Annotated in this window: 13 protein-coding genes and 2 pseudogenes; 2 read left to right on the top strand and 13 right to left on the bottom strand. The window is 29.3% G+C overall.

The window, feature by feature from the left end; genetic code table 11:
* Positions 1-4: 4 nt before the first annotated feature.
* From OREMA_RS0112060 to OREMA_RS0112030, 7 genes are all read right to left on the bottom strand, one after another.
* Positions 5-238 (bottom strand): hypothetical protein, encoded by a 234-nt coding sequence (locus OREMA_RS0112060; protein ID WP_018249519.1) that lies wholly within the window; start codon positions 236-238, stop codon positions 5-7.
* A gap of 15 nt (positions 239-253) precedes the next feature.
* Complete coding sequence (locus OREMA_RS0112055; RefSeq protein WP_018249518.1) at positions 254-1,465, bottom strand: Ger(x)C family spore germination protein; 1,212 nt, start codon at positions 1,463-1,465, stop codon at positions 254-256.
* Positions 1,458-3,095 carry a spore germination protein gene (locus tag OREMA_RS0112050; RefSeq protein ID WP_018249517.1) on the bottom strand — a complete coding sequence of 546 codons (1,638 nt, stop codon included), beginning with the start codon at positions 3,093-3,095 and terminating at the stop codon, positions 1,458-1,460. The genes OREMA_RS0112055 and OREMA_RS0112050 overlap by 8 nt, the downstream gene beginning before the upstream one ends.
* 142 nt (positions 3,096-3,237) lie before the next feature.
* A complete protein-coding gene (locus tag OREMA_RS0112045; RefSeq protein ID WP_018249516.1) occupies positions 3,238-4,023 on the bottom strand; it encodes a GerAB/ArcD/ProY family transporter in 786 nt (261 codons plus the stop codon).
* A gap of 34 nt (positions 4,024-4,057) precedes the next feature.
* Positions 4,058-5,128: a GerAB/ArcD/ProY family transporter gene (locus tag OREMA_RS0112040; RefSeq protein WP_018249515.1), complete on the bottom strand. Its 1,071-nt coding sequence runs from the start codon at positions 5,126-5,128 to the stop codon at positions 4,058-4,060.
* Positions 5,129-5,398: 270 nt separating this feature from the next.
* The gene (locus tag OREMA_RS0112035) at positions 5,399-6,472 is read right to left on the bottom strand and encodes a GerAB/ArcD/ProY family transporter (RefSeq protein WP_018249514.1); all 1,074 of its coding nucleotides are present in this window, start codon (positions 6,470-6,472) and stop codon (positions 5,399-5,401) included.
* Positions 6,473-6,551: 79 nt separating this feature from the next.
* The gene (locus OREMA_RS0112030) at positions 6,552-7,616 is read right to left on the bottom strand and encodes a GerAB/ArcD/ProY family transporter (protein WP_018249513.1); all 1,065 of its coding nucleotides are present in this window, start codon (positions 7,614-7,616) and stop codon (positions 6,552-6,554) included.
* A 156-nt stretch (positions 7,617-7,772) separates the two neighbouring features.
* Between OREMA_RS0112030 and OREMA_RS0112025 the strand changes: the two genes are divergently transcribed.
* Positions 7,773-8,258, top strand: coding sequence for a ferritin-like domain-containing protein (locus tag OREMA_RS0112025; protein ID WP_018249512.1), 486 nt, complete (start codon positions 7,773-7,775; stop codon positions 8,256-8,258).
* A gap of 25 nt (positions 8,259-8,283) precedes the next feature.
* Here the strand turns inward: OREMA_RS0112025 and OREMA_RS0112020 are convergent, their stop codons facing one another.
* Positions 8,284-8,823 (bottom strand): carboxymuconolactone decarboxylase family protein, encoded by a 540-nt coding sequence (locus OREMA_RS0112020; protein WP_018249511.1) that lies wholly within the window; start codon positions 8,821-8,823, stop codon positions 8,284-8,286.
* A gap of 374 nt (positions 8,824-9,197) precedes the next feature.
* On the opposite strand from OREMA_RS0112020, the pseudogene OREMA_RS19235 reads away from it, so the two are divergent.
* Positions 9,198-10,286, top strand: a pseudogene (locus OREMA_RS19235) (GerAB/ArcD/ProY family transporter).
* 28 nt (positions 10,287-10,314) lie between these two features.
* On the opposite strand, the pseudogene OREMA_RS19230 reads toward OREMA_RS19235, so the two are convergent.
* The 5 genes and pseudogenes from OREMA_RS19230 to OREMA_RS0111985 all read right to left on the bottom strand — a co-directional run.
* A pseudogene (locus OREMA_RS19230) lies at positions 10,315-10,512 on the bottom strand (cold-shock protein); the annotation flags it as partial.
* Between the two features lie 212 nt (positions 10,513-10,724).
* Positions 10,725-11,051, bottom strand: a complete 327-nt coding sequence (locus OREMA_RS0112000) for a DUF4870 domain-containing protein (protein WP_018249507.1) — start codon at positions 11,049-11,051, stop codon at positions 10,725-10,727.
* Between the two features lie 79 nt (positions 11,052-11,130).
* Positions 11,131-12,399: an HD domain-containing protein gene (locus OREMA_RS0111995; RefSeq protein ID WP_018249506.1), complete on the bottom strand. Its 1,269-nt coding sequence runs from the start codon at positions 12,397-12,399 to the stop codon at positions 11,131-11,133.
* A gap of 480 nt (positions 12,400-12,879) precedes the next feature.
* Positions 12,880-13,647: an ABC transporter permease gene (locus OREMA_RS0111990; protein ID WP_018249505.1), complete on the bottom strand. Its 768-nt coding sequence runs from the start codon at positions 13,645-13,647 to the stop codon at positions 12,880-12,882.
* Positions 13,637-14,557 carry an ABC transporter ATP-binding protein gene (locus tag OREMA_RS0111985; protein WP_018249504.1) on the bottom strand — a complete coding sequence of 307 codons (921 nt, stop codon included), beginning with the start codon at positions 14,555-14,557 and terminating at the stop codon, positions 13,637-13,639. The genes OREMA_RS0111990 and OREMA_RS0111985 overlap by 11 nt, the downstream gene beginning before the upstream one ends.
* Between the last annotated feature and the right edge of the window lie 25 nt (positions 14,558-14,582).

Here is a 14,582-nt window from a genome sequence, read left to right as displayed (position 1 = left end):
TTTTTTAGGCTAATAATTGATCAAATATATAATCATAGATAGGTTTAAACAGATCTGATAATATCAAAATAGGATTAGGCAAGTCTAAATCCAAAAGCACCCCATAACTATATAGAATTCCTATGGACATTAATAGGCTATAGACAAATAACTCTTTCCATTCCTTCTTTTTTATTAATCCTTTAACCTGAAAATAAATTAAAAACATAAAGAAAAGGCTTAAAGCTATTATTTTCATCTATCATCTACTCCCTTATTCAGGCTTGGTAATTGGTTGAGAGATCATTCCTAAACGTTTGATAGTAACCTCTACCTTAATATCTGTAACTACTGTAGGAAAGATTTGATCCCATTGCTCCTTTATCTCTTCCCATTTCTGAGGATCATTTCGATAAACAGCATTTCCATATCCAAAAATATCAGCATTATAATCTTGTTGAGCCCTCCAAAGAACTGTTTTAATATTACCTTCAATCTCTTTGGCTAAGTTCTTCTGTAACTTCTTAATATCCTCACTTTTAGTAAGGTCTAAATTAGTAACTGCTTCAGTGATTGCTAAATCAGTCTTAACCTTTAATTTAAAACTGATCTTTCCATCTTTGATCTCTGGCTTTAAATCAGATTTGCTACTTAATATTTCTGCTGAAAATTTCTCTTTTCCACTTTCATACTCTACAATAGCTCCACCTTCAATTTCATCAATTACAAAAAGATAACCTTTTGATTCTACTCTATCAAGCCATCCTTTTAATTTCCCATCTTTCAAAACAGCATCACCGGATAAAGCAATTACATCTCTTAAATCTTCTGGTATATTCTTTACTAAATCTAACTGCTGATAGGTTCCTTCAGGAGGTAACTTGGGCTTATAGTTAGTTAGACGTCCAGTAACTTCATCAAAATCATCATCGGCTAATCTAATTAACATATCCTTAAGATTAAGAGCATAACTTTCTGACCAGTCTGTTTGATTATTCTGAATCAAACCTGTAATCTCAGCTGGAAGACTAGATTCAAAGCGTGGATTTGACTCTATGGTCTCTTTAATAGGAAATTGTGATATTAATACCCAACTATTGTATCTAATCTCTTTATTTCTAGCAAAGAAGTCTATTATATCCTTCAACCCTTTTTTAGCAGCCTGCTCTCCAATAATTATTAAATTACTATGAAACCAGACTAACTTCTTAGAAACTTTAGACCTCAAATTCTTACTAGCTCTCATCATAGTCTTACCACTAGCAGTGACATTCCAGCTTTGGATAATCGATCCACCCATTCCACCACCTGCTTTACTAGGTACCATTACCTGTACTATAATTTCATACTTCCCTTCATCAGGAAGCCAATCAACACCGGTCAGTCCAACAATTCCCAACTCGTCCATCTCTCTTTTACCAGCACAAGAACTTAAATTTAAGGATATAGTTAATAAAATCAATACGCAGATTAACCTTTTATTCATTCTCATCATCACCTTTTGCTGGAGATGGCTTTACATTTGATCTAATTCTTTGCTGATCTGTTTTTACCAAATAAGAAGGACGATTGTTTTTAAACCATTCTGGTACTTTAATAATCGTATCCTTTAATCCATCCCAATCTGTTGGTGTAAATGGAGATAAATATGGAACACCAAAGGTTCTTAAGCTACATAAGTGAATTAAGAGAAATAAGACAGCAAAAGTAATCCCAAACATCCCCCAACTAGCAGCCAAGAACATAACTCCAAATCGAATCATTCTAACACCTAAAGCAAAATTATAAGCTGGAATCATAAAGGAAGCAATCCCTGTCAATGCCACTACAATAACCATAGCTTGAGAGACCAACCCAGCTTCTACTGCTGCCTGCCCAACAACTAAAGCACCAACTATACTAACTGCCTGACCAACCTGTTTTGGAAGCCTTAAACCAGCTTCTCTTAAAGCTTCAAAGGCAATTTCCATTATTAAGGCCTCTACTAAAGCTGGAAAAGGAACTCCTGCTCTTGAAGCAACAATACTTAATAGTAATTTGGTGGGAATCATCTCTTGATGAAAGGTTGTAATTGCTATATAGATAGATGGGCCTAATAAAGCAGTAAGAAAAGCAAAAAATCTTAATAATCTGGCAAAACTAGCAAAGAAGAACCTCTGATAATAATCTTCATTAGCTTGTAAAAAATGACTGAACACACTTGGAACAATTAATACAAAGGGAGTCCCATCAATTATAATGCCAACCCTCCCTTCATTCAAAGCTGCTGCCAATCCATCTGGTCGTTCGGTATTAGCTATTTGAGGGAAGGGAGAGAAAGGGTCATCCTCAATTAATTGCTCAATAATTCCACTTTCATTAATCATATCTATATCAATCCTCTTCAAACGGTTCTGCACCTCTGCTATCAAATCATCTGGAGCAGTGCCTTCAATATAAGCAATATTAATAGCAGTCTTACTAACCCTTCCTAGCCTAATTGCTTCTAACTTTAAATCTGGAGTCTTGATTCTAGCTCTAATCAGAGATAAATTTGTATCTATATTCTCTACAAATCCTTCTCTTGGTCCACGAACAACTGTCTCTGTCTCAGGCTCTTTGACATTTCTACTTTCACGGGCTGGTATAGGTAATGATAATGCTAAATCATATTCATCTAAAAGTAATATAACATGGCCTGAAAATATATTTTCTATGATCTTCCCAAAGTTATCAACCTTTTCAACAACCCCTATAGTTAATAAACTATTAGGCAATAATTCAATCAAACCTTGATTTCTACTTGATTTTTTTAATTCTTGATTTCTACTTATAATCATTAATTCTTTAAGGATAGTATCATTAATAAACTGTTGATTAACTATACCTTCAATATAAACAAGCGCTGAATCTAGCTGTAGCTGATCGCCAAGAATAAAACGCCTAATATCTAAGTCACTTACTTTATTAAAGACTCCTTTGATATAAGTTAAGTTCTCTTCTAAACTACTTTTTAAGTTTACATTATTAATATCTATTCCCTTTTGGTACTTTTTCTTTAAAGCCTTTAAATCTTCTTCTTCATCCTTTCTCTTCTTCTCTTCTATTGTTAAGGGCCTTTTTATCTTCTTACTCATTCATTATCCCATCCTTTTATGTATAGAAAAGTTAAAATTTATATAACTCTATCTTTTAGCATTATTGTGTACAAATCTGGATTAATTATTAATATTACCCCTTACTATATCTAAGCTTAAGTGCTACACTTTAGATTTTTTCCTATTTTCCAAGAAATATGCAATAATTAATACTAGGATAAAAAGAATTTTCTAATATACCACCTAACTTACTCCCAAAAACTCCAATAGTAACCATTATTAAAAAGCTAACTAAAAGCTGACTAACTAAATTTCCTATTAAACTCATCTTAAGCACCTTAAACCTATCTTTAAAAAAAGGCTTAAACCCCAAAAATAAATTAGGAATAATTAAAAACCAATGTGCTGGTAACAAAGTGCCTCTAATTATTCTCTTAAAGTCTAAATTTAATGGTTTTAAACGAGCTAATTCTATCCAATTATAACTAGTAAAGCTAATAAGCAGAATTGATAAAATTACAATTAATATTCCAAATAGATTGACGCGAATTATTGTTTCTAGACCTTTATAAGATAAATAGCCCCCCATTAAAACTACCAGAATCCAAAAGCCTAATATTTGTTTTCCTGCCATTACAAACTCTATAAATCCAATACTCTCATAGATAATTAAAATAGTTAATTCTATATTTAGCAATATAAAAGGTAGCAAAATTATTCTTCCTAATATACTAACAAAAACCTCAATACAGTCCTGGACAATATTCTGATTAGAAAATTCACAGCTTAACTTAAATACTAGATAGTGTAAGGGGGCAACAATAAAACCAGAAATTATAATTGCTAGCCAAGCATTCACTCCACTCTCCTTAATCACTTCACTTGGTACTAATAATAAAATAGTAGCTAGAACTACATTGAGCGATAATAAAAATGCTTGTCTGCTACTTATCTTCTTTTCTGACATTCTATCACCTAATATGAGTTTATTATATATTTAACTATTTCTTATTTCTATTGGCTATAGCATATGCTAGAGTCAATAATAAAATAGTAGGTAGACTAACAGTTGTTAAAACACCAATAACAAAATATTTAGTTACTAATCCAGGTAAAGAGATACCACTACTATAGATCGTTAAAGTCAAAATAAGAAGGGTAAAGGGAATGACTACTCTTTTGTAATCCTTTAACTCAAAACAATCAGCAATTAATTTAACGGTCACAAAATTAAATATCCCCATCTTCAAAACATTACCTAAAATCCAAATCACAAAGGTAATTACCTCTACACCAGACAATGATAGATCACTTAAATTATGAAAAGAAAAATTTAAAATTGATGCTAGATTCCTTCCAAAAATACCAACTAAAAAAATAACTAATACACTAACTAATATCTGAATTACTAAGTTAGAAAATCCTACTGCCTTAATCACTCTTTTCTTATTATTAAAATAAGGCTTTAATACTATTAAAATAACAGAGTGATAAAAGAATAACCTAGCTGGATATAAACTTCCAGCAATAATTCTCTTAAAATTAAAAATCAATGGCTTTAATCTAGACAATTTTAAAGTGGTAACTAAAGGAGTTGTTAGCAGAATAATAATTGTACCAGTCAATAAAAGAAAGCTACCGATAGTATTACTTCTAGCTATAACTTCAATCCCTTTAGATGATAAATATGCTACTAAAACACTAATAGCAATCCAAAAAGCGGTGATAGATGACTCCTCCATAACAAAAGTAATATAACCTGTACTAAAGATTAATAGCATAATATTAGTCATAATTAAAACTAGAATGTATGGTATCAAAATTATTTTTCCTAATAAAGGTCCAAACATCTCTTTAGAATCACCAATAATACTTTTATTAGAAAAATTACAGCCTAATGTTAAAAACAAGTGATTTAGTAAACCCATAGATAGTCCTGCCGCTATTATTGAAGCCCAGCCTGCCCCACCACACTCTTGAATTACAATGTTAGGAGCAGTTATAACAATAGTAGGTAAAATAACTGCTATTCCTAACCAAAAGAATTCCAATTCACTTATTTTCTCACTCATCTTATCACCTAATTATATTATTACTAATTATTAAAATTCCTCTAATACTATAAATACCTAAGTTCAGTAAAAATAAAATTTAAATTATTATTTAATCTAATCACTAATTCTAAATTATAATATGTATCATTTAATATTCACTACTTAAGTAATAAATATTTATGATAAAAGTTTGGCAACTATTTTCTTATCACTAATTATGCTATAAAGATTCTCTTATTTTTAGCACAGTATATATTTAAGGTCATTCTTAAAATAATCCTTAATAGATTAATTTATATCTTTATTAGAACTATTCTTAAATAAATATCCAAATATGAATAATATTATTAGAGGAATGTATATATATATTAGACTCACTGCAGCATTAATCTTAAATAATATCCTGACCAAAGAGGTATTTACCCCAAAAAGAACAAGAGAAATATTCATAATTGAAATTGGTATGAGTAATATTTTATAATTCTTTAACCCAAACCATTCACTTATAGCTTTAGCGATAGCAAAATAATAAATTCCAACCTTTAATACACTTCCTCCAATCCAGTTAATAAAGATAACTACCTCTAATCCCAAAATAGACAATCTGCTTAGATTATAAAAAGGGAAATTTAAAGTAGAAGTTAATCTAATCCCAAAGATAGCTATAGTAAATATAACCAAAACTACCACTATAATTTGAATAAATAGATTTGCCAAAATACTATTTTGAATAATCTTATTAGAATTTTTAAAAAAAGGTTTAAACAGCAATAAAATAAAGCTAGGCTGTATAAACCATGTACTAACAAAGATACTCCCTTTTATAATTTTCTTAAAATCAATTATAAAAGGGCTAAGTTCTTTAAAATCTAATCTTGTATAGTTTAATATAAAAATAGTGAATATAGATAATACAACTACAATCATAATTAAAGTACATAACCTGCAAATAGTCTCAATTCCTTTATAAGCTAGATAATCAGCCAATAAAGCTACTGCAATCCAATACCTTAGATTATGACCTCCAGGCATTACATAGCCTATAAAATCTATAGCTTCATACATCATAAAATAAAGAATTATGAATAATGCTAAAATATAATATAATATAATTATACTGCCCCAAAAATTCCCGAAAATTATTTTAGAATCATCAATAATACTTCTTTCAGAAAATTCAAAACTAAAACTTAATAAAAAATATTGTAAAAACCCAATAATTAAACCAGAAAATATAATTGATACCCATCCTACCTGACCCGCAACTTCTACTACTTCCCTAGCTATAAGCAGAATAATAGTTGATAAAATAAGACTAAGATTTAAAAAAAATGCTTGTATACTACCTATTCTTTCTATCATTTAACCACCTATCTAAAGATTTATACTCTAAAAATTTATGAATCATTAAACCAAAGTAATTCTTAGTTAAATTTCAAAACTATCTCCTTTTATTGGCTAAACTATAAGCTATACTTAAAAATATTAGAAAAGGGATCTCAAAGATTAATGCTAAAACTATTATTATATGTATAAAGTGTAATAATGCTAAAGGCAAGTCAAATTCAAAAATACCAGTTTCAATAGTAAATAAAGCAAAGGGTAGGATCAATACTCGATAATCCTTTAAATTAAAATATTCTCTAATTGAAATTAAAGATATAAAACAATATAAGCCAGCCTTTAATATAATTCCAAATATCCAAGCCATAAAAATTATAATATTTAAGCTCTTAATCGATAGCGCTGTTATTTCATAAAAAGGAAACCTTAAAGCATCAATTAAATCAACCCCAAATACAGTTATAGAGATAAACAAATGATTTAAAAGTCCCATTTGACTTAATATATTTCCTAGTAAACTAGCTTTAATAGCCTTATTATTATTTTTAAAATAAGACTTTAATACCAATAAAATATTGGGCAATATTAAGAACCAATGAGCAATACCAATACTTGCTTTTGACAAATTATTTAAATCTAGCGATATAGGCTTTAATCTATTTAAATGAACAAATTTTAAATGAGGAACTAAAACTATTATAATTGATAATAAGAATATTATTGATGCACTTTGTACCACTCTAGCAATAACCTCTACTCCTCCATTAGCTAGATAAGAAGATAAGAGAACAATAATAATCCAAAAACCCAAAATACTCTTAGCAGGCATTAGATATGCAATAAAATCAACACCTTCATAAATTATTAAAATATAGAGCTGTATAGTTAGTAAAATATAAGGCAATAAAATGATTTTGATCTTGAATTTACCAAAAATCTGGCTACAGTCTTGAATAAAACTATTATTAGAAAAATCACAAGCCAACCTTAAAATAATATAATGCAATATTCCTACTATAGACCCAGCTACTATTACTGCTATCCAGCTTGTTTGAGTAGCCTTACTGATAATAATTTTGGGAATAGTTAAAACAGCTGTAGCTAAAACCAATGTTACTGAAATCCACAATATTTGTATTGCACTTATCCTTTCTTCTTCCATTTAACCACCTGCTTGTAAACTTAAAGATATCTTTAGTTTGTTTAAAAATGACTATTAGTATCCTATTAATTACATAAAAATAGCTAAGATTGAATGAAATCTTAAATTGATAAACTTATCAAAAATTAGTATGATATAAGAAGGGAGGTGAATAATATGGCTAATCAATTTAATGCTTTAGAAATTATTAAAATAGCAATGAATGTAGAAAAAGAAGGAGAAAACTTCTATAAGCGTTGTGTAGAAGTTAATTCTGAACCTGAAGTAAAAAAAGTGTTTAAAGAATTACAAGAAGATGAACAAGAACACTACAAATACTTTAAGCGATTATTAAAGATATTTGATGAAGAAGATAAAAGTATTACTAGAGACTACCTCTATGAACAAGAAGTTAATAACTACTTAAAAGCCTTAGTAGATACTAAAGTCTTTCCTACTGATGATAAAATAACTGATGATATAGCTCATAATCTACAAGAAGCTATTGAAGTAGGCATTAAGGCAGAAAAGAACTCTTTATTATTATATGCTGAATTAATTGATATTGAAGAGGATAAAAACACTATTGAAGCCTTAGAAAAATTAATTATTGAAGAAAAGAGACATTTAATTAAATTAGAAAGTTTGAAATCACAAATATAAAAAAAGATTAACCTCCAACTGGAGGTTAATCTTTTTCTATCTCTAATATAGCAGTAAAACGATTTAAACCTGAAAATAAATCAATTACTGCAATTAACTCTAATAACTCTTCTTCCTTTAAGGCTAATTTATCAAAATCATCTTTACTTAAATCTGCATAATTATTGGTAGCTTTATCAACAAAATTTAATATTCGTGCTTCAACTTCAGTTAATAACTCATAAGCCCCTGCTTTAACTTGATCTAATACTTCTGATGGATACCCTATCTGCTTTAAACCATTATAATGGGCATTAATACAATATTCAGATTTATTTAATACCGATACTCTTAAAGCGGCTAGCTTCTTTAATTTTTTAGGTAATAGATCATCCTTCATAACTGAAGACATCTTATTCCAAGTAGCTCTTAAGATTTGAGGCTTATGTGCATAAGTCTTAAATAAATTTGGAACACTTCCTTTTTTAGATTTAATATCTAATAAAATATCCTTAACAATTCCTGTTGCCTCTTCAACTTTTATCTTTTCTACCTTATCTTTAGTGATTATTGATGTTTGTGACATATAATCGCCTCCTATATATATATTCTTCTATATATAAGCTTTCAATTCAAAAATAAAGTAATTTGTAAGATCTAATTAATGTTTAAGTTTAGTAACGACTACACATAATAAAATAATCATATCAAACTCATCTATAACTATAGTTATCTAACTCTAGAATAAAATCTGAGTATGTCTTTATAGAAAGATAAAGCGACAGTTTCGGAGTTAGGCGTTAGGAGCTAGGACATAGAAAGATCTTACTAACTCCTATGACCTATCACCTAGCACCTAGCACCTAAAAGTGTCGCTTTATCACCATTAAATTTAATTTTAGACTTTTTTATCTATATAAGATTATTTATACTATATATAAACTAAGCAGGTGTTTACATATGAAAAACATCAGCAATAGTCAGTTGTTAACTCTAATGATTATCTTCCTAATGGGAAATACAGGGGTTTTTAGCATAGGAATTGAGGCTAAACAAGATGCTTGGATTGCAATCTTAATAGCAATGTTAATGGGATTAATATTGCTTAAAGTTTATCTTAGTCTCCAAAATAAATTTCCTAATAATAATTTGATAGAAATTATAGAAATAATTTTTAGCAAGTTATTAGCTATACCCTTTGGAATACTTTATACTATCTATTTTATGTATTTATCCTTTTTGATCTTATTTAACTTAGGTAATTTTATAAGTCAACACTTACTAATCAACTATTCTACTTTACTAATATATACTTTGATCTTTATAAATATAATCTATGTAACATTATCTGGAATTGAAACCATAGGCAGATTAACCGAACTTCTAGCATATTTTCTAATTATCCCAATAACTATTTTAGGAATAATCATAATAGTTTCTTCTAAAGAAACAGATCTTAATAATCTAAAGCCTATCCTAGATCAAGGAATAACTCCCATAGTTAAAATAGCCTTTAGTCAAGTCTTAACCTTTCCTTTTGGAGATCTAGTTGTCTTTTTAATGTACTGAAAATACCTTAACTCTAAAAAGAGGATAAATAAAATATCTATCATATCAATAATTATAATTGGACTATTAACTAGTTTTTCAACCATTTCTATAATATCAGTTTTAGGAGTAAAATTAACTCAAAATATAAATACACCTATTATGGTAGTTAGTCATATTATAAACATAGGAGAGAATTTACATGGAGTAGACCCTTTAGTGGTCATAATTGTATTTATTACTGGCTTTATAAAATTAACTATCTCCTTTTATGCAGCAGTATTATCATTTAAAACAACCTTTAAATTAAAACAAGACAAATTTATAATAATCCTCTTTGCTTTGTTTGTGATTCTTATTGCTAATTATTTATTTACTCCAGTAGAATTCATGATATTTTCTAAAAAATCCCCTGAAAATTACATTCAGCTCATCTTTGAAGCTGCTATCCCTATTCTAATACTATTTATTTACTATATAAAAAGAAAAAAGAGTGCTTAGGAATTCCTAAGCACTCTTTTAATAAAATCTATAATTTAACTACATTTTGAGCTTGTAGTCCTTTATCTGTCTTTTCAAGAGTAAATTGAACTTCTTGGCCCTCTTCAAGTTTTTTGAATCCATCTCCTTTAATAGCAGAGAAATGAACGAAAACATCGTCTCCTTCTTCTCTCTCGATAAATCCAAAACCTTTTTCATCATTGAACCATTTTACTTTACCCTCTTCAAAATCTAAATTTAGATTTTGATCTTCTGCTTTTGCCCTAGACTCTTTATTAACTTCTTTTACCTTATCCGCATCAACAACACCAGCATTTGCTAATGCTTCTCCTAAATTTAACATATTTATCCCTCCAAGAAACAACTTTTTATTCTGTTTAGCATTTAATTCTTTAACTATCATAACATTCTAGTAGGGAGTTGTCAAATTAGCTAAGATTATAAATTTCTAGTCCAAGAGCCAGTAATAGGATAAGAGAAGTCTTTATCATTCCATACTTTAACAGTAGCTACAATAGCAGCAATAACCGATAAAGCACCTACAACAGATAAAAGCACAAAGCCTATTAAGATAAACATTAAAGGGATACTAATAACTGATAAAATCACCATCGCCCCTTGAAATACCAAAGCCTCTTTAGCTTGTAACTTAACAAAGCTATCTTCACTTAATAGAAATATTAATAACGGAGCTAAAATTGGAGCACCAAATAAAATTCCCAGATGAGCAATAGTAGCTAAGATTTTCTGCTCTGATGTAAACATTTTTCTTCCCCCTTCTTTACTCTTCTTAGTATATTCGAACTCCTAAATATATGATAATAAAATAATACTCAAAATCTAATTATTTAGAAATAGATAATAAATTTTTGATTTTGTCATATATCTCTCCTTGACCTGACAATATCATATCTCTAGGATAATAAAGATTATACATCACTTGCTTCTTTCCTGCAATAGCTCTGACTGGATCTGATAATTGTGATAACTCATTAATTTCTCCTTGCTTATCTTCTAAATAGATAGGATTTTTGCTATGTTCATCTTCTGGTTGATAATAATCATAAGAGATATGAGATGGATGATCTAATACCAAATAATAATCTGGATTAATTCCTAGCTTATTAAAGAAAGTGACTAACTCTTCATAGATTTCATCTGTGATACCACACTCAATTCTCTTAAAAAGTCTTCTATTTAATATTCGAGAACTTAAATCTGCTAAAATATCATCAGAACTCTGACTCCAATATTGAAATACCGTAAACATAAATGCATCATCTAATTTTAAATAATCTTCTACTCTTGAATTATCAGTTAAAATATTTCTTAAGCATAGTGGAAGATAAAAATCAAAACCTTGTTGGCATAAAATTCTAGCTCGCTTAAAGATTTTCTTTAAAATTATCTCCCCACTTCTTGTAGTAGGATGGAAATATACCTGCCAATACATTGAATATCTGGCTAATACATATGATTCAATAGAATGCATGCCAGCTGTTCTAAACAAGATAGATCCATCATTAATTTCCATCACTCTAATAATTCTATCTAAATCAAATTGACCGTAGGTTACTCCAGTAGCTTTAGAATCTCTTAATAAGTAATCCATTCTATCAGCATCAATTTGACTAGAAATCAGGCTAACCACTAATTTATTATAATATTTAGCATCTATGACTTGAGCAACCTTCTTAGGAAAATCTGAACTGATTCCTGCTAATATTTGATTGATTTCAGTATCTCCTAAGATAATATCTTTACTCCATTGCTCATGACTCCCTCCAAAAACACTCTCTAAAGAATGAGAAAAAGGGCCATGACCACAATCATGTAATAATGCTGTAACTTTACACAATAACTTATCTTCTTCAGATAGTGGCAACTCACCTTTACGAGATAATTTATCTAATATCCTTCTCATAACCTCATAAGTTCCTAAAGAATGAGAAAATCTACTATGTTCAGCCCCATGATATGTAAGATAAGAAATCCCTAATTGCTTTATCCTTCTTAGTCGCTGCATCTCCTTGCTATCAATTAAGTCTAGAATAACCTTGTCATAGACATAGATGAAATCATGTACTGGATCTTTAAACACCCTCTCTTTCATCTTATTTCCTCCTTCTCCTCACATAAGTTGACTTGCTAAGATTTTATAAGTATTAAATAGATCTAAAGTGATAATAAGAAACTAATTTATCTAATACCTACTCCTTAGCTAACCTAGTTACTAAAATACAACTTGATCTGTTCTTTCTATTATTTTAACTCTTCTGTAATATTTAACTTTAATTATTTATTCCCCATTATAGTCATCCAACTCTAAAGTAGAGCTTACTGGTGATAAAGCGACACTTTTAGGTGCTAGGTGATAGGTCATAGGAGTTAGTAAGATCTTTCTATGTCCTAGCTCCTAACGCCTAACTCCGAAACTGTCGCTTTATCTTTCTATAGAGACATCTTTAAATTTCATTCTAAGATTAGACATCTATACTAATATTATAATATAAATATAGATTAAAATAAAAAAAGAACTTGAAAAATCAAGTTCTTAAACCGTTATAAAGGTTTTACTTTTTATAGCAGAACTCTAACTCTTAATCTTATAACCAATTTTAAATAAATAGGTTACAAGAATCATTAATCCAACAAATAACCCAAGTATTATAGTTCCAGAAACTATAGGAGCTACATCTGACTTACCAATAAAACTATATCTTGTAGCATCTACCATATAGAAGACTGGATTAAATAGAGATACCTTACTCCAAATCCCCGGTAAACCTTTAACAGAATAGAATACACCACTTAAAAAAGTCAATGGTGTAATGAAAAAATTAGAAAAGATGGAAACATGATCGAACTTTTCAGCCCATAAACCTGCTATAATCCCAAATAAAGAGAAGATTGCAGAAATAAAAAAGGCAAACAGAATAGCTAGTATTGGATGGACAATTTCTCCTCCATAAAAGAATATAGATACTAAATATATTACAGTACCTACTAGCATACCTCTCACAATTCCACCAATCATAAATCCAAGAGTAAGCTCAATATAAGAAAAAGGAGCCAATAAAAAGTCGACTATATTTCCATTATATTTAGCACCTATTAAAGAAGATGATGTATTAGAAAAAGAGTTCTGAATTAAACTCATCATAATTAATCCCGGTACAATAAAATTAATATAAGGAATTTCGTATCCCAAAACTTCTCTACTCTTAAATGAATATGAGAAGATAATCAGATATAATCCTGTAGAAATCAATGGAGAAAAGATAGTTTGAATCGCTACCTTAGAAAATCTAGAAACTTCTCTTTTAACTAAACTATTAAAAGTAATATTATTAATTCTCACCACCTCCCAAGTTAGTCAATTTAATAAAGACATCCTCTAATTTGGCACTTTCAATATTCATATCAGTAATATGTAAGTCTAATCCATTAATAAATTTAAGCAGTTCATCTAAATCCTGCTTACTTACTTCAACCTCTATCTCATTATTCTCTTCATCAATATTATAATTTCTACCTTCTAATTGATCTGATAAGTCCTCAACTGAGTCAGAAAACTGAACTTTAACTAATTTCTTATCAATAGAATTAATTAGATTTTCCTTGGTATCAATCTTAACTATCTCACCTTTATTCATAATTGCAATTCGGTCACATAAGGTCTCAGCTTCCTCTAAATAGTGAGTAGTCAAGATTATTGTTTTTCCTTGTTTATTTAATTTTATAACATAATCCCACAGGCTATTTCTAAGCTCAACATCTACCCCAGCTGTTGGTTCATCCAATACTATAATCTCAGGGTCATGAACTAATGCTTTAGCAATCAATAGTCTTCTCTTCATCCCTCCAGATAATTGCCGAGGACCTTGCTCTGCTTTGTCATCTAAATCTAAAGCCTCTAAAAGTTCATTTATCTTCTCATCATTGTCCTTAATACCAAAGTAACCTGATTGAAGCTCTAGAGTCTCTCTTACATTAAAGTATGGATCAAAGCTAACCTCTTGAGGAACAATCCCAAAGGATTTTTTACTTTCTCTATAATTAGAGATAATATCTTTTCCTAATACACTAACCCTACCGATATCTTTATTGACTAAACCACCTAAAATCCCAATTAAGGTACTCTTTCCAGCACCATTAGGTCCTAGCAAGCCAAAAAATTCACCTTTATTAATAGTCAAATTCACATCATTTAAAGCTTTTAGATTACCGTAATTTTTACTTACATTTTCAATTTTTATAGCGACTGTCATATTTATTCCTCCTCTCTTTTATTTA

The organism is Orenia marismortui DSM 5156, assembly GCF_000379025.1.
Taxonomy (GTDB): Bacteria; Bacillota; Halanaerobiia; order Halobacteroidales; family Halobacteroidaceae; genus Orenia; species Orenia marismortui.
The sequence above is the reverse complement of the archived record's forward strand: the minus strand, read 5'-3'. Positions and strand labels throughout refer to the sequence as shown.

Excerpts from the sequence above, each read along its gene's own strand:
- OREMA_RS0112060 (WP_018249519.1), bottom strand. The coding sequence starts at position 238 with ATGAAAATAATAGCTTTAAGCCTTTTCTTTATGTTTTTAATTTATTTT.
- OREMA_RS0112055 (WP_018249518.1), bottom strand. The coding sequence starts at position 1,465 with ATGAATAAAAGGTTAATCTGCGTATTGATTTTATTAACTATATCCTTA.
- OREMA_RS0112050 (WP_018249517.1), bottom strand. The coding sequence starts at position 3,095 with ATGAGTAAGAAGATAAAAAGGCCCTTAACAATAGAAGAGAAGAAGAGA.
- OREMA_RS0112045 (WP_018249516.1), bottom strand. The coding sequence starts at position 4,023 with ATGTCAGAAAAGAAGATAAGTAGCAGACAAGCATTTTTATTATCGCTC.
- OREMA_RS0112040 (WP_018249515.1), bottom strand. The coding sequence starts at position 5,128 with ATGAGTGAGAAAATAAGTGAATTGGAATTCTTTTGGTTAGGAATAGCA.
- OREMA_RS0112035 (WP_018249514.1), bottom strand. The coding sequence starts at position 6,472 with ATGATAGAAAGAATAGGTAGTATACAAGCATTTTTTTTAAATCTTAGT.
- OREMA_RS0112030 (WP_018249513.1), bottom strand. The coding sequence starts at position 7,616 with ATGGAAGAAGAAAGGATAAGTGCAATACAAATATTGTGGATTTCAGTA.
- OREMA_RS0112025 (WP_018249512.1), top strand. The coding sequence starts at position 7,773 with ATGGCTAATCAATTTAATGCTTTAGAAATTATTAAAATAGCAATGAAT.
- OREMA_RS0112020 (WP_018249511.1), bottom strand. The coding sequence starts at position 8,823 with ATGTCACAAACATCAATAATCACTAAAGATAAGGTAGAAAAGATAAAA.
- OREMA_RS0112000 (WP_018249507.1), bottom strand. The coding sequence starts at position 11,051 with ATGTTTACATCAGAGCAGAAAATCTTAGCTACTATTGCTCATCTGGGA.
- OREMA_RS0111995 (WP_018249506.1), bottom strand. The coding sequence starts at position 12,399 with ATGAAAGAGAGGGTGTTTAAAGATCCAGTACATGATTTCATCTATGTC.
- OREMA_RS0111985 (WP_018249504.1), bottom strand. The coding sequence starts at position 14,557 with ATGACAGTCGCTATAAAAATTGAAAATGTAAGTAAAAATTACGGTAAT.